The sequence below is a fragment of the Microbacterium pasadenense genome (assembly GCF_047246565.1).
Taxonomy (GTDB): domain Bacteria; phylum Actinomycetota; class Actinomycetes; order Actinomycetales; family Microbacteriaceae; genus Microbacterium.
In genome coordinates this window covers 11,765-27,005 of sequence record NZ_JBFOKN010000003.1, presented here as the reverse complement: position 1 = coordinate 27,005, position 15,241 = coordinate 11,765, and the positions used below count along the sequence as shown (strand labels likewise).

General features: G+C 70.7%; 12 protein-coding genes. 4 read left to right on the top strand and 8 right to left on the bottom strand.

Features of this window, described 5'->3' with window-relative positions; genetic code table 11:
- From AB3M83_RS10720 to AB3M83_RS10705, 4 genes are all read right to left on the bottom strand, one after another.
- A complete protein-coding gene (locus AB3M83_RS10720) occupies positions 1-948 on the bottom strand; it encodes a carbohydrate ABC transporter permease (protein ID WP_412947930.1) in 948 nt (315 codons plus the stop codon).
- Entirely contained in the window at positions 945-1,901 is a 957-nt protein-coding gene (locus AB3M83_RS10715) for a carbohydrate ABC transporter permease (RefSeq protein ID WP_412947928.1), read from the bottom strand. Before AB3M83_RS10715 ends, AB3M83_RS10720 begins: the two co-directional genes overlap by 4 nt.
- Entirely contained in the window at positions 1,898-3,163 is a 1,266-nt protein-coding gene (locus AB3M83_RS10710; protein WP_412947926.1) for an extracellular solute-binding protein, read from the bottom strand. Before AB3M83_RS10710 ends, AB3M83_RS10715 begins: the two co-directional genes overlap by 4 nt.
- A 61-nt stretch (positions 3,164-3,224) precedes the next feature.
- On the bottom strand, positions 3,225-4,361 hold the full coding sequence (locus AB3M83_RS10705) for an ROK family transcriptional regulator (RefSeq protein ID WP_412947924.1): 1,137 nt from the start codon (positions 4,359-4,361) through the stop codon (positions 3,225-3,227).
- A 104-nt stretch (positions 4,362-4,465) separates the two neighbouring features.
- Here AB3M83_RS10705 and AB3M83_RS10700 point away from each other — a divergent pair, with 104 nt between their 5' ends.
- Positions 4,466-4,864 (top strand): YrdB family protein, encoded by a 399-nt coding sequence (locus tag AB3M83_RS10700; RefSeq protein WP_412947922.1) that lies wholly within the window; start codon positions 4,466-4,468, stop codon positions 4,862-4,864.
- Positions 4,861-6,228 carry an FAD-binding oxidoreductase gene (locus AB3M83_RS10695; protein WP_412947920.1) on the top strand — a complete coding sequence of 456 codons (1,368 nt, stop codon included), beginning with the start codon at positions 4,861-4,863 and terminating at the stop codon, positions 6,226-6,228. The genes AB3M83_RS10700 and AB3M83_RS10695 overlap by 4 nt, the downstream gene beginning before the upstream one ends.
- Before the next feature lie 18 nt (positions 6,229-6,246).
- On the opposite strand, the gene AB3M83_RS10690 is transcribed toward AB3M83_RS10695, so the two are convergent.
- Positions 6,247-7,026, bottom strand: a complete 780-nt coding sequence (locus AB3M83_RS10690) for a glucosamine-6-phosphate deaminase (protein WP_412947918.1) — start codon at positions 7,024-7,026, stop codon at positions 6,247-6,249.
- Positions 7,027-7,188: 162 nt separating this feature from the next.
- Between AB3M83_RS10690 and AB3M83_RS10685 the strand changes: the two genes are divergently transcribed.
- Positions 7,189-8,610 carry a L,D-transpeptidase family protein gene (locus tag AB3M83_RS10685; RefSeq protein ID WP_412947916.1) on the top strand — a complete coding sequence of 474 codons (1,422 nt, stop codon included), beginning with the start codon at positions 7,189-7,191 and terminating at the stop codon, positions 8,608-8,610.
- A 69-nt stretch (positions 8,611-8,679) separates the two neighbouring features.
- Here the strand turns inward: AB3M83_RS10685 and AB3M83_RS10680 are convergent, their stop codons facing one another.
- Positions 8,680-10,896, bottom strand: coding sequence for an NADP-dependent isocitrate dehydrogenase (locus tag AB3M83_RS10680; RefSeq protein ID WP_412947914.1), 2,217 nt, complete (start codon positions 10,894-10,896; stop codon positions 8,680-8,682).
- A 155-nt stretch (positions 10,897-11,051) separates the two neighbouring features.
- On the opposite strand from AB3M83_RS10680, the gene AB3M83_RS10675 reads away from it, so the two are divergent.
- Positions 11,052-11,504 carry a GNAT family N-acetyltransferase gene (locus AB3M83_RS10675; RefSeq protein WP_412947912.1) on the top strand — a complete coding sequence of 151 codons (453 nt, stop codon included), beginning with the start codon at positions 11,052-11,054 and terminating at the stop codon, positions 11,502-11,504.
- A gap of 60 nt (positions 11,505-11,564) precedes the next feature.
- Here AB3M83_RS10675 and AB3M83_RS10670 read toward each other — a convergent pair whose 3' ends face one another.
- Together AB3M83_RS10670 and AB3M83_RS10665 are read right to left on the bottom strand one after the other, a co-directional pair.
- Positions 11,565-13,376, bottom strand: a complete 1,812-nt coding sequence (locus tag AB3M83_RS10670; protein WP_412947910.1) for an ABC transporter ATP-binding protein — start codon at positions 13,374-13,376, stop codon at positions 11,565-11,567.
- Positions 13,373-15,193, bottom strand: coding sequence for an ABC transporter ATP-binding protein (locus tag AB3M83_RS10665; protein WP_412947907.1), 1,821 nt, complete (start codon positions 15,191-15,193; stop codon positions 13,373-13,375). The genes AB3M83_RS10670 and AB3M83_RS10665 overlap by 4 nt, the downstream gene beginning before the upstream one ends.
- Between the last annotated feature and the right edge of the window lie 48 nt (positions 15,194-15,241).

Below are 15,241 nucleotides of genomic sequence, written 5' to 3'. Positions count from 1 at the left end.
TCAGCCCTTCACCGCGCCGGCGACGAGGCCGCCCGACATCCGCCCCTGCACGAGCAGGAAGAAAATGACGACCGGGACGGAGATCAGGGTGGATGCCGCCATCACGGCGCCCCAGTTGGTCGCCTCCGTCGCGGACTGGAACGACAGCAGCCACGGCGGCAGGGTCAGGTTGTAGCCCCGCATGAGCAGCAGCGCCATCGTGAACTCGTTCCAGGACTGGATGAAGGCGAAGATGCCGGTCGCCACCAGGCCGGGCGCGAGGAGGGGGAACGTGACCCGCCAGAACGCCTGCGACCGGGTGCAGCCGTCGATCATCGCCGCCTCCTCCAGTTCGACGGGAACGCCCGCCACGAAGCCGCGCAGCGTCCAGATCGTGAACGGGATGACGGCCGCGACGTAGACGACGCCGAGCCCGACCAGCGTGTTCATCAGGCGCCAGTCGTCGATGAGCCCGTAGATCGTGAACATCATCGCCTCGCCCGGGATCATCTGCACAATGAGGACCGCGACGATGAAGGAGCGCCGCCCGCGGAATCGGATGCGGGACACCGCGATCGAGGCGAGGAAGGCGAACAGCAGCGTCACGACGAGCACGCCGACGGTCACGAGGGTGGAGCTGAGCAGCCCGTGCGGGAAGTCGGTCTGCCCAGGGGCGGCCTCGCGCGTCCAGGCCGTCTGGAAGTTGCGGAAGGTGAAGTCGAGGGGCAGGAAGCTCGGCGTGCGGCTGATGATGCTCTCGCCCCGGGTGAACGACATGTTCAGCATCCAGTAGACCGGGAACACCGAGCAGGCGAACACGACGAGGGCAGCGAGGTTCAGGCCGGCGCGCGTTCCGCGCGAGGACCGCGGGCGACGCCGCGGGACGTCCCGGGCCGCGTCCGGCGCGCCGGCGACCTCCTCGACGCCGACGGTCCCGAGCTGCACGGCGGGGGTGACCTGTGTGCTCACGGCTCCTCCTCCCGCAGGGTGGTGCGGACATAGCCCCATGACAGCGCGAGCAGCAGGATGACCATGAGCACGCCGATCGCGCTCGTCACCCCGAACTCGCCGACGCCCTGCCGGAAGATGTACGTGCCGAGCACGTTGGTCTCGGAGATGAGACCACCGCGCTGCTGCAGCGTGTAGACCTGCGTGAAGATCCGCATGTTCCAGATCACCTGCAGCACGACGACGACCGTGAACACGTTCCGCAGGTACGGGAAGACGACCAGACGGAACCGCTGCCGACCTGTGGCGCCGTCGAGGGATGCCGCCTCGAGGACGTCGGGCGGGACCTGGCCGAGGCCGGCGTAGAGGGTGAACGCCGCGAACGGGATGCCCTGCCAGACGACGATGATCGTGAGGACGACGAAGAACGACCACGGATCCAGCAGCCACGAATGGTTCGTGAACGCGGTCGAGCCGGTCACGGCGTTGAGCGCCCAGTTGACGAGGCCGTACCGCGTGTCGAAGATCCAGCCCCACACCGTCGTGGCGGCGAGGGGCGGCATCGCCCAGGCCAGCAGCAGCCCCACCGACACGAGGGTGCGCCAGCCGCGGCTGAGCCGGGTGAGCAGGAGGGCGACGACGGTCCCCAGTCCCACGATGAGCAGCGTCATCACGAGCATGAGCCCGAGGCTCCGCACGAGCACGGCCGGGAAGTCCGACTGCGTGAAGACGGCCAGGTAGTTGTCGAATCCGACGACGTCGGGGGCCGTCCCCTGGATCTTGTTGCGGATCGAGTAGTCCGTGAAGGACTGCACGAGCATGAGGACCGCGGGGTACCCGACCATCACCCCGAGGATCACGAGGGACGGTCCGAGCAGCGTCAGGGCGGCGCCGGCATCCTTGCGCCGGCGGACGCGCTCGCGGGCGGTGCCCGCGAGCGCGTCCCGTGCCGGTGCCGTGGTGGTGGCGCTCACTTGTTGAGGATCGCCTCGATCTGGCTGTCGAGCTCCGCCGCCAGCGCGGGCACGTCGCCGCCCTGCGCGATCTTCACGAGTGCGTCCTTGATCACACCGGAGGACTCCACCTCCGCCCAGTTGGGGCTCGCCGGGACGGCCTTCGACGAGGCGGCCGCCTTCGCGGCCTCCGCGGTGATCTGGTCGTCGGGCAGGTGGCTGGCGAACGCGGTGCGTGCGGGGATCAGGCCGTTCTCGGCGAGGATCTGCTGGTACCCCTCCGACAGGATGATCCCGAGCGCGGCCTTCGCCTTGTCGGGGGCGTCGGACTTCGCGGCGACGGCGATGTTGGAGCCGCCGGCGAACACGGGAGCGACGTCCCCCGCGGTCATCCCCGGCAGCGCGAAGGCGGCGAGATCCTTGCCCGCCTCGTCGGGGCATCCCGGCGCGGCCTCGGCGTCCGCCGGCGCCAGGATCGACCACTTCACCCAAGCGGGAGCGGAGAGGAATCCGATCTCGTCGGCGCAGAACGGCACCTGCGGGTCGGTCTCGTCGCCGTCGGCCGGCGCGATCGTCGCGTTCTCGTACACGTCCTGCAGCATCTCGAGGCCTGCGACGCCGCCGTCGCTGGAGAATCCGCCGACCCACCGGTCGCCGTCCTGCGTGGCGATCTCGCCGCCGTTCGCCCAGACGAAGGGCAGGGCGTTGTACCAGTCCTTGCCGGGTGCGTAGATCCCCGACTTCGACGCCGTCGTCCCCTCGATGCCCGCCTGGACGTACTCCTCGAGCGTCGCGGGGACCTCGCCGTCGTGCGTGCGGGGCGAGAAGAACACCACGCGGGAGCCCGCGTAATACGGCGCGGCGTAGAGAGTGCCGTCCTCCGATCCGAGGTCGACGAAGCTCTGCAGCAGATCGTCGCCGCCGAGCTCCTCCCGCAGATCGGTGATGTCGGCGAGCATGCCCTGGGCGATGAAGCCCGGCGCCTGCGTGTTCCCGACCTCGACGACGTCGGGGGCGTCGTTCGATGAGAGCGCCGCGACGTAGTTGTCGGCGGTGTCCGCCCAGGTCTTCTCCTCCACGGTGAGGGTCCACCCGTCGTTCTCCGCCTCGAATGTCTTCTTGAGGTGGTCGCGCGCTTCCTGCGGGGTGTCGGTCCCCACCAGCCACACCGTCAGCTCTCCGGTCTCTTCGGTGCTGCCCGACGGCGTGCCGCCGGCGGCGCAGGCGGAGAGCGCGAGGGCGGACGCGCCGAGGAGCGACAGTGCTCCGAGGGTCTTCTTCATAGCGATTCCTTTGTTCCTGGGTGGGGGACGGGCCGGGCGGACCGTCCGTGTCATCGGGTCGTCAGGACACTCCGAGCCGGCCGGAGAGCACCATGACGGCAGCGCCGCGGAGGACGATGTCCTCGCCGTGGGTCGTCATCCGCACGTGCAGCTCGTCGTGGAAGGTGGCGAGGGTGCGCGTGCGCACCGTCTCGGCGGCAGCTTCCGCGAGGAGGTCGCCGAGGAGGTCCTCGGGACCGGAGAGCACGATCTCGGAGAGGTCGAGCGCCCCCACGATCGGCGCGAGCGCGATGCCGAGACGCTCCCCCGCGTCGCGCAGGACGCCGCCCGGATCACTGCTCGCCGCGACGCGCTCGGTCAGCGCAGGCACCGAGAGCCACGCTTCGAGGCAGCCGATCTTGCCGCAGGCGCACAGCGGACCGCCGTCGGTCCCGACCGTGACGTGCCCGATCTCGCCCGCCGCGAAGCGGGCGCCGGCCAGCGGCTGCCCGCCTGTCAGCAGACCGGCGCCGACGCCTCGACCGACCCGGACGAGGATGACGTCGTCGCCCGCGCCGCCGAAGGTGTGCTCCGCCAGGACGGCCGCGTTCGCGTCGTTCGCGACGAGGACGGGCACCGCCAGCTGAGCTTCGAGGATGCCGCTGAGGTCAAGACCCTCCCAGCCGAAGCCCGGCGCGGTCAGAACCGTGCCGCGGTCGTCGACGACACCGGGCGTCCCGACGCCGAGGCCGAGCACGGGGGCGTGGGCGTCGGCGATCACGGCGCGGGCGAGCTCGATGATGGCCGGCACGATGTCCGCGGCCGATGCCGGCACCGGCACCTCGTGCCGCGCGACGATCTCGCCGTCGAGGGTCAGGGTCGCGCCGCGGAAGCGGTCGCTGCCCGACAGGTCGAGGCCGGCGATCCGATGCCCGTCACGAGCGAGATCCACCAGGATGGCGGGCTTCCCCGGGCCGGATGCCTCGCGCACGCCTCGCTCGACGATGTAGCCGTCGCCGATCAGCTCCGCGACCAGATCGGAGATCGTGACCCGGGTGAGGCCGGTGGTCCGGGCGAGGTCGGCGCGACTCATCGCGCCGGCGGAGAACAGCGACTGCAGGACGAGCGCGCGATTGTGGGCGCGGGCGTGCTCCGGCAGGATCTTGCCCGCCGTGTGGCGCATCCGCGCGGGGCGCGGAGATCTCGTCGACGTCGACATGTTTGTTAGTAGAACTTACGAACTGCCCCGGCGCAAGCGTCTGACGCCGATTCGGCAGCAGTCTTAACAAACTTGTGACATTCGGCCCGCCGTAGAATCGGAGCATGTCCGACCTTCCCCCCGTGCGGCCCGCGACACCCGACGCCCCGCTGCCCGCCGCCGGCACCCGCGCGCCCCTGTCGGTCCTCGACCTGCTGGGCTTCCTCTGCGTCCTCTTCGCCGCGGGCACCCTCGCCGTCTGGGGCTTCACCGCCTGGGACATGCCCTGGAACATCGTCGTCGGCATCGCGGCACCGCTCGGAGCGCTCGTCATCTGGGCACTCTTCGTCTCGCCGCGCGCCGTGCTGCGCGTCCACCCGTTCGTCCGAGGTCTCGTGGAGCTCCTCCTCGCCCTGTCGGCCACCATCGTGTGGTGGAGCGCCGGGCAGGCGTGGATCGGTCTCGGCTTCGGCGTCGTGGCGGTCGTCGTCGGCGTCCTCGCCGGGCGCCAGCGGCTGGCATGAGCGAGGTCGTCGCCCGGCTCCGCGAGGAGCTCGGCGAGCGCGTCACCACCGACGTGGCGGAACGGGAGACCGTGCGCGCAGACAAGTCCGGTCACCGCGCGGCCGGCCTCCCGCTGGCGGTCGTGCACGCGGCATCCGTCGACGATGTCCAGGCGACCCTGCGGATCGCGCACGCCAGCGGAACCCCCGTCGTCGTCCGAGGTGCCGGGACGGGACTCGCCGGCGGAGCCAACACCGGCAGCGGTGAGATCTCGCTGTCCCTGCGGGCCATGGACGCCATCGTGGACGTGCGTCCCGACGATCTGCTCGCGGTCGTCGAGCCGGGCATCCTCAACGCCGACCTCAACGCGGCGCTGGCCGCTCACGGCCTGTGGTGGGCGCCCGACCCCGCCAGCCGCGACATCTCCACCGTGGGCGGCAACATCGCCACGGGTGCCGGCGGGCTGCTGTGCGCGAAGTACGGCGTCGTCCGCGATGCCGTGCTCGCGCTCGACGTCGTCCTGGCGGACGGGCGCCTCATCTCGGTCGGACACCGCAGCGTCAAGGGCGTGACGGGCTACGACCTCACCGCCCTGATGATCGGCTCGGAGGGCACGCTCGGCGTCGTGGTCGGGGCGACCCTCAAGCTCCGCCGCCTGGTTCCCGGCGTCACCCGCACCCTCACCGCCACCTTCCCCGACGTGCGCGCCGCGGCGGTCGCGTCCGCCGCCGTCACGGCCGCCGGCATCCAGCCCTCGATCATGGAGCTGATGGATGCCGTGAGCCTCGCCGCCGCCCACGCTCTGCTGGGACTCCCCCCACCGCAGCCGGGGGCCGCGCAGCTCACCGTGCAGACCGACGGCATCGCCGCCGCCGACGAGCAGGCGGCGATCGCGACCGTCCTGGCCGACGCCGGTGGCCGGGTGCGCCTCGCGGTCGACGACGTCGAGGCCGCGCAGCTGTGGACGGTGCGGCGGTCGATGCACCCCGCCATGGAGCGGCTCGGCACCACGCTCATCGAGGACGTCTCGGTGCCGCGGAGCGCCCTGCCGGCGATGTTCGACGAGATCGCCCGGATCGAGCAGGCGTATGGCCTCACGATCCCGACCGTCTGCCATGCCGGCGACGGCAACCTGCACCCGAACTTCGTGTTCGACGGCACCGAGGTGCCGGACGTCGTGTGGGAGGCGGCGGGCGAGCTGTTCCGCGCGGCGCTGGCACTCGGCGGCACCCTGACGGGCGAGCACGGCATCGGGGTCCTCAAGCGCCGCTGGCTCGCAGACGAGCTCGGAGCGGATCAGGAGGAGCTGCAGCGCGGCATCAAGGCGCTGTTCGACCCGGCCGGCATCCTCAATCCGGGGAAGGTGTTCGCCCCGCGGCCGTGACCCGTGCCGCGGTGCGTGTCACAGACCCTGCCAGGCCGGCTTGTGCGCATAGGCGTAGCGGTAGTAGTCCGCTCCGGCGAGCCGCGACGCGGCGGCCTCATCGATGATCACCGTCACATGCGGGTGGAGCTGGATCGCCGAGCCGGGCAGAGACGAGGTCAGCGGGCCCTCCACGGCCCCTGCGACAGCCGCGGCCTTGCTCTCGCCGAACGCGAGCAGCACCAGGTGGCGGGCCATGAGGATGGTGCCGAGTCCCTGCGTGATGCAGTGCATCGGCACGTCGTCCGCGGAGTCGAAGAACCGGGCGTTGTCGCGTCGCGTCTGCTCGACGAGCGTCTTCACCCTCGTGCGCGACGCGAACGACGAGCCGGGCTCGTTGAACCCGATGTGACCGGACGTCCCGATCCCGAGGATCTGCAGGTCGATACCGCCCGCGCGGGCGATGGCGCGCTCGTAGTCCTCCCCCGCATGCTCGATGGTCTCGGGGGCGCCGTTCGGGGTGTGGATGCGCGTCGGATCCAGCCCGAGCGGCTCGACGACCTCGCGGGTGATGACCGCGCGGTAGCTCTGCGGGTGCGCGGGATCCAGGCCGACGTACTCGTCGAGGGCGAACCCCTGCACCTGCGACACGTCCAGCCCGTCGAGCCGGGGTCGGAGCGCCTCATACACCGGGAGCGGGGTCGACCCGGTGGCCAGGCCCAGCACGGCGTCCGGTCGCTCGGAGAGCAGCCGCACGATCTCATCGGCGGCGAGCGCTCCGGCCGCGGCGGGCGATTCGACGATCACGACTTCGGCCACGGATCCCATTCCTCCCGTCGCGGCGGGCGCCGCGCCCGGCCAGTGTACGGCTGCCGCGCCGGACCGGATACGCGTCGACGCGCTCTCCCAGGCCGGTCGCGATACCATTTCCGGTACGCGACCGGATCACCTGGCGCGGCCTGACTGCTCCTCGGGGGGACCATGTCCGAAGTAATCACACGCTCCGAGCCCGACGGGTCGGTTCCTCCGGAGACGCCGGAGGTCCGATGGGCGCCCGCCGAGCCGGCGCCCAAGCGCCGTCACCTGGGCCTGAAGATCGGGATCCCGGTCGCCGTCGTCACCGTCGGGGCCGTCGCCGCGTCGCTCGTCCTCATCGCCCCCGGCACCGCGGTCGCCGGTGTCCCGGTCGGCTGGCAGACCCCGGGCATGGCCGCTGACACCGTCTCGAGCCACGTCGCCGGCATGACGGTCTCCCTCGGCGAGGGCGGCCCGACCGTCTCGGCGGCCGATCTGGGCGCTTCGGTGGATGCCGGGTCGCTCGCCGACGCCGCGTTCGCGCAGAGCCCCATGTGGAACCTGGGCAGCTGGTTCAGCGAGGTCGGCGGTGCGGAGATCTCGCTCGACGCCGAGCGAGCCACCGCGACGCTCCGCGCGGCCGCGCCCGAGCTCTACACCGACCCGACTCCGGCGGCGGTCTCGTTCGAGGACTCCTCCTACACGGTCAGCCCGGCCGTCGACGGCTCCGGCATCGCCCTCGAGGACGTCCGTGCCGCGCTCGAGGACGGCCTGTCGGACGGCTCCGCCACGGTCGTGATCGACCCGACGGCCGAGCCGGTCGCCTCCGCCACGACGACCGAGATGGCCGAGGCGACCGCCGACACCCTCAACGAGATGATCGACAACGCCGGCTTCTACGCGGCTGACGAGCGCGTGGTCGCCGTGTCCGCGACAAAGCTCGCCTCGTGGCTCACCGTCGACACCGACGCGTCCGGCGCGTTCACGATCACCGCCGACCCCGCCGCGATCCAGGCCACGGTCGACGGTCTGCCCGAGAAGGTCGACCAGGACCCCGAGTCCGCCGAGGTACTCACGAGTGAGTCCGGCGCGCAGCTCGTCACCCTCGTCGAGGGCCAGGACGGGCGCGTGCTCGGCGACACCGACGGCATCGCGCGCGACTTCGCCGAGCAGCTCACCGGCGGCAACGCCGCCTACGACCTGCCGGTCGAGGTGACGCCGCGCGAGACCGTCACCACCACACGACTGGCCGAGGTCGACCTCAGCGAGCAGCGGATCTACCTGCGTGAGAACGACAAGGTCATCGACACGTGGCTGATCTCGAGCGGGCGCGAGGGCGCGGTGACGTTCACGGGCCGCTACAGCATCGGCTGGCGCACTCCGCTGCAGGACATGAGCGGCACCTCGCGCGACACCGGCTCGAAGTACACGCAGCCCGATGTGCCCTGGGTGATGTACTTCAACGGCAACCAGGCGTTCCACGGGGCCTACTGGCACGACAACTTCGGCAACCGGATGAGCGCCGGCTGCGTCAACATGCCGCCGCACCTCGCCAAGAAGCTCTACGACTGGCTGCCCAACGGTGCGGACGTCTGGATCCACGCCTGACGCACGCGCGCGTCGCAACGACGAAGGGGCCGGATGCCGCGTGGCATCCGGCCCCTTCGTCGTCATCGGTCAGATCGCGTCGATGATCCCGTTCAGCGTGGCCGACGGGCGCATGATGCGGGTCACGAGCTCGGGGTCCGGACGGTAGTACCCGCCGATCTCCGCGGGCGATCCCTGCACGGCGTTCAGCTCGGCGACGATCGTCTCCTCGTTCGCGGTGAGCGCCTCGGCGACCGGACCGAACACAGCCGCCAGGTCGCCGTCGGTGGTCTGCGACGCCAGCTCCTGCGCCCAGTAGCTGGCCAGGTAGAAGTGGCTGCCTCGGTTGTCGATCGTGCCGAGCGCACGGCCGGGCGACTTGTCGTTCTCGAGGAACGTGCCGGTCGCGGCGTCGAGGGTCTCGGCCAGGACGCGGGCGCGGTCGTTGCCGGTCGTGTCCGCCAGGTGCTCGAAAGATGCCGCGAGCGCGAAGAACTCTCCCAGGGAGTCCCAGCGCAGGTAGTTCTCCGCCACCAGCTGCTGCACGTGCTTCGGAGCCGAGCCGCCGGCACCCGTCTCGAACAGGCCGCCGCCCGCGAGGAGCGGGACGATCGAGAGCATCTTGGCGCTCGTGCCCACTTCGAGGATCGGGAACAGGTCGGTCAGGTAGTCGCGCAGGACGTTGCCGGTCACCGAGATGGTGTCCTCGCCCGTGCGGATGCGGTCGAGGGAGTACTGCGTGGCCTCGGCCGGGGCGAGGATCTCGATCGTCAGGCCGTCGGTGTCGTGCTCGGCGAGGTAGGTCCGGACCTTCTCGATGAGCTGGGCGTCGTGGGCGCGCGAGGCGTCCAGCCAGAAGACGGCCGGTGCCCCGGTCGCGCGGGCGCGTGTGACGGCGAGCTTCACCCAGTCGCGGACCGCGACGTCCTTGGTCTGCGTCGCGCGCCAGATGTCGCCGGCGCCGACCGCGTGCTCGATGAGCACCGTTCCGGACTGGTCGACGATCCGCACCGCACCGGCCGACGCGATCTCGAAGGTCTTGTCGTGGCTGCCGTACTCCTCCGCCGCCTGCGCCATGAGGCCGACGTTCGGGACGGTGCCGATCGTGGCGGGGTCAAGCGGTCCGTGCGCGATGACATCGTCGATGACCGCCTGGTAGACCCCGGCGTAGGACGAGTCCGGGATCACGGCGATCGTGTCGGCCTCGCCGCCGTCCGCGCCCCACAGCTTGCCGCCGTTGCGGACCAGCGCGGGCATCGACGCGTCGACGATGACGTCGGACGGGACGTGCAGGTTCGTGATGCCCTTGTCCGAGTTCACGTACGACAGGCGCGGTCCGTTCGCCAGCGCGGCGTCGAACGCGGCGGCGATCTCATCGCCGTTCGCGACCGTGCCGAGCCCCGCGAGGATCGAGCCGAGCCCGTCGTTCGGGGTGAGCCCGGCATCCGCGAGGACGCCCCCGAAGCGGTCGAAGACGTCGGCGAAGAACGCCGTCACGACGTGGCCGAAGATGATCGGGTCGCTGACCTTCATCATGGTGGCCTTGAGGTGGACGGAGTACAGCACGTCGTCGGCCCGGGCGGCCTCGATCGTCTCGGCGAGGAACGCGTCGAGAGCGGCGGCGGACAGGAACGTGGCGTCGACGATCTCGCCCGGGAGCACCTTCAGGCCGCTCTTGAGCTCGGTCACGGTGCCGTCCTCGGCCACGTGCTGGATCGTCAGCACGTCGTCCGCCGCCAGGACCGTCGACTTCTCGTTGCTCTTGAAGTCGTCGTGACCCATGGTGGCGACGCGGGTCCGGGAGCCCTCGGCGAACGGCTTGTTGCGGTGCGGGTGCTTGCGCGCGTAGCTCTTCACCGAGAGGGGCGCGCGGCGGTCGCTGTTGCCTTCGCGCAGCACCGGGTTCACGGCGGATCCCTTGATCCGGTCGTAGCGGGCGCGCACGTCCTTGTCCTCGACCGAGGAGGCCTCATCCGGGTAGTCCGGGATGTCGTAGCCCTGCGACTGCAGCTCGGCGATGGCCGCCTTCAGCTGCGGGATCGAGGCCGAGATGTTCGGCAGCTTGATGATGTTGGCCTCGGGCAGCGTGGCGAGACCGCCGAGCTCGGCGAGGGCGTCGCCCACCTGCTGCTCGGGCGTGAGTCGCTGCGGGAAGGCGGCGAGGATGCGGCCGGCGAGCGAGATGTCGCGGGTCTCGATGGCCACTCCGGCCTGCCCGGCGACCGCCTGGACGATGGGGAGGAACGAAGCGGTGGCCAGTGCCGGTGCCTCGTCCGTATGGGTGTAGATGATGGTCGACTCGGACACGTGTCGTCTCTCCGTTTGAGCGGCAAATGGGATCCCGGCCAGCCTATCGCACGGGACCGAAGTCTCTCGATATCGAGATACTTCTCGCGCCGGCCGGCCCGGCGCCGCCGGAAATCGGCGTGCGCCGCGACCGATCTGTTGGGTACCCTGGCCGCATGACGGAGCTGCGATTGGTCGAACTGTCCGCGGATACGATCGTGGCGGTCAACACGATGTCCCTCAAGCCTGGGCAGGAGCAGTTCCTCGCCCCCACCAGCTATGCCGTCGCCGGCGCCGTCGTGAACCCCGCCACCGCGTGGCAGCGCGTGGTGCTGGACGGCGACGAGGTCGTCGGCTTCGTGAGCGCCAACTTCGACGAGGACGCCGCTCAGGACCACTTCCGCTCGGTGCTGTGGCGCATCAACGTGGACGCCGACGACCAGGGCCGCGGCGTCGGCCGCTTCGCCGTCGAGAAGCTCCTCGACGAGGCGCGCTCCCGAGGTTTCGACCACGTCAACGTCATCTACGAGGCGGGCGACGAGGGCCCCGAGGCCTTCTTCCGTCGTGTCGGCTTCACCCCGGTGGACGAGACGGAGTACGGCGAGGTCGTTGCCGAGTTCCGTCTCTGACGACCCGCTGAGACGAGCGGATGCCGGGACGCGAGCCCCGGCATCCGCTGCCCCTCCGCGTCAGACGAGCGACTCGCGCCACGCCCGGTGCAGCTGCGAGAACTTGCCCGTGCCCGCGATCAGCGCATCCGGGGTGTCGTCCTCGATGATGCGGCCGTGCTCCATGACCAGGACGCGGTCGGCGATCGCGACCGTCGACAGGCGGTGGGCGATGATGATCGCGGTCCGGTCGGAGAGCAGGGTCCCGAGGGCTTCCTGGATCTGCCGCTCGCTGGGGATGTCGAGCGATGCGGTCGCCTCGTCGAGGATCAGCACCGCGGGGTCGGCGAGGAACGCCCGCGCGAACGAGACCAGCTGACGCTGACCCGCCGAGACGCGGCCGCCGCGCTTGTTGACGTCGGTGGCGTAGCCGTCCGGCAGCCGCTCGATGAACTCGTGGGCGCCGACCGCCCGGGCCGCGGCCTTGATCTCGTCCAGCGTCGCGTCGGGCTTGCCGAGGGCGATGTTGTCCGCCACCGTCCCGCTGAACAGGTACGCCTCCTGCGTCACCATGACGATCGCGCGCCGCAGGTCCTTCGGGTGCAGCCGGCGCAGGTCGACGCCGTCCAGGGTCAGCCGTCCGCGGGTCGGGTCGTAGAACCGCGCGATGAGCTTCGCGAGCGTCGACTTGCCGGCGCCGGTGGTCCCGACGAGCGCGATCGTCTGACCGGCCGGGATGTCGAGCACGAACCGGGGCAGGATCGTGACCTCGTCGGAGTAGCCGAACTCGACCTCGTCGAATCGGAGGTGACCGCGGGCGACGCGCAGGTCGACCGGGTCGGTCGGGTCGGGGACCGTCGGCGACTCCTCGAGCACCCCCGACACCTTCTCGAGCGCCGCTGTCGCGGACTGGTACGAGTTCAGGAAGAACGCCACCTCCTGCATGGGCGCGAAGAAGTTGCGCACGTACAGGACCGCGGACAGCAGGAAGCCGAGCTCCAGCGCGCCGTCGATGACGCGGAACCCGCCCCAGAAGAGCACGAGCGCGAGTGCGACGGACGAGATGGCCATCATGCCGGGCTCGAACGTCCCGAACAGACGGATCGAGCGCATGTTCACGTCGCGGTAGTCGCTCGCGAGCTTCCCGAACTCGGCGTCGTTTGCCGGCTCCTTGCGGAACGCCTTGACGGCGCGGATGCCGGTCATCGACTCGACGAACTTGACGATGACCTTCGCGCTGATCACGCGCGACTCGCGGTAGACCACCTGTGACCGGAGGTAGAACCAGCGCATCAGGAGGAACAGCGGGAGCCCCGTCGCGGCGAGGATCAGACCCGACTGCCAGTCGAGCAGCAGGAGGGCCACGAGCGTGAACCCGCCGTAGAGCAGCCCCGAGACGAGCTCGTTGAGGCCGCCGTCGAGGAGCTCGCGGATCGTGTCCAGATCGCTCGTCTGGCGCGAGATGATGCGGCCCGAGGTGTACGACTCGTGGAACTCGAGGCTCAGCCGCTGCGTGTGCAGGAAGATGCGACGCCGCAGGTCGAACATGACCGCCTGGGTCAGTCGCGCCGCGACCACGGCGTACCAGCCGATGAGGGCTGCGCCGCCGATCGCGGTGACGAGGAAGACGACGACCACGACGATCGTCGGCATCCAGTCCGCCTGCTCGACGACGGCGGGCAGTGCGTTGGCGATGCCCCATCCGACGAGGGCCGGGCCCGCGACGCGCAGTGCCGTCGAGATGACGAGGACGATGGCGGCGAGCACGAGCTGCATGCGCAGCGGCGTCACGAGCGACCCCAGCAGCCGCAGCGAGCGCCGCCGGATCTCGCGGCTCTCCTCGCGCGTGTAGTCCGAGCGGTCTTCGCCGCTGGTGCCGGTGACGGTGCTCACAGCGACACCTTCCTCTCATGCTGACGTTCCTGCTCGTCCTCGAGGCTCGAGATGACGTGCCGGTAATGCTCGCTGGTGCGCAGGAGCTCGGAGTGCGTCCCGACCGCGGTGATGCGGCCTGCCTCGAGGAGCGCGACGCGGTCCGCGAGGGTCACGGTCGACGGGCGGTGCGCGACGATGAGGGCGGTGGTCTCGGCGAGCACTTCGCGCAGGGCGTCCTCGACGAGGGCCTCGGTGTCGACGTCGAGGGCCGACAGCGGATCGTCGAGCACCAGCACGGCGGGGCGTGCGGCGACCGCGCGGGCGAGCGCCAGCCGCTGACGCTGGCCTCCGGAGAGACTGAGCCCCTCCTCGCCGATCACGGTGTCCACGCCGTTCGGCAGATCGTCCACGAAGCCGGCCTGGGCGACCCCGAGCGCTTCACGGAGCACGCGCTCCGCCTCATCGCTGCCCGGCGTGAGGTCCTCGCGGCCGAGCAGCACGTTCTCGCGCACGGTCTGCGAGAACAGCGTGGCGTCCTCGAACGCCATGCCCACGTGCCGGCGCAGCTCGGCGAGCGTCAGCTCCCGCACGTCGACGCCGTCGAGCGTCACCCGTCCGCCGGTGACGTCGTACAGCCTGCCCGGCAGGGTCGTCAGAGTCGTCTTGCCCGAGCCGGTGAGACCGACGAGAGCCATCGTCTCGCCGGGGCGGAGCGCGAGGTCGATGCCGTCCAGCAGGTCGCGCTCGGCCTCGCCCGCGTCCTGATAGCGGAAGTGGGCGTTCTCGAACACGAGCGCCCCGCGCGGGCGCTCGATCGTCTTCGGGTCCACCGGGTCGGTGATCGTGTTCTCCTCGTCGAACACGTCGAACAGACGGTCCGTCGCGGTGCGCGCGTCGACGAGGAACGAGAACAGGAAGCCGATGGACTCCACCGGCCACCGCAGGATCGTCGCCATCGCGAAGAACGCGATCAGCGCGGCCCGGTCGATCTCGCCCGCCTGTGCGAGGAAGATGCCGGCGCCGAGGCACAGTGCGAATGCGATGTCGGGCAGGAGGACGAGCCAGAACCAGATCCAGCCGACCGCGCGCGCCTTGTTGATCTCCGTCTCGCGCAGCGTCTCCGCCTGCCGGGTGAACTTCTTGAGCGCGTGGCTGCCGCGACCGAAGGCCTTCAGCACGCGGATGCCGTGCACCGACTCCTCCACCGCCGTGGCGAGGTCGCCGGCCTGGTCCTGGCTCTGCCGCGAGAGCGCGCCGTAGCGGTTCTCGAAGATGTAGCCCGCGATCCACAGCGGCGCCGACACGACCACGAAGATCGTCCCGAGCACCCAGTGCCAGCGGAAGAGGATCGCCGAGCCGACGACGATCGTGATCGCGTTGACCACGAGCAGCACGATGCCGAACGCGAGCCAGCGGCGGATGAGACTGATGTCCTGCATCATGCGGCTGAGCAGCTGTCCCGACTGCCACCGGTCATGGAAGGCGACCGGCAGACGCTGCAGCCGGGAGAAGAAGTCGCTCCGCAGCTCGTACTCGACGCGCGTCGCGGGACCGAGCACGAACCAGCGGCGGGCCCACACCATCAGCGCCTCGAGGAGGCCGAGGAGCAGGATGATCCCCGCGCCGAGCGCGATGAGCCAGGGGTCGCCCGAGGCGATCGGGCCCTCGTCGCTGACGATCTGCTCGAGCACGAGCGGGATCCCGAGGGCGAGCAGGCTCGCCACGAGCGCGCTCGCGGCACCGAGGCCGAGGCGCGGGAGCACCGCCTTCGCGAACGGCAGCAGCCGGATGAGGGAGCGGAAGGTGGACAGACGGGGCGTCGTCGAAGAGGTCATGTTCCTGCAGGGGTGGAGACGGATGCCGAGGCGGCGGAGAGCGCAGCG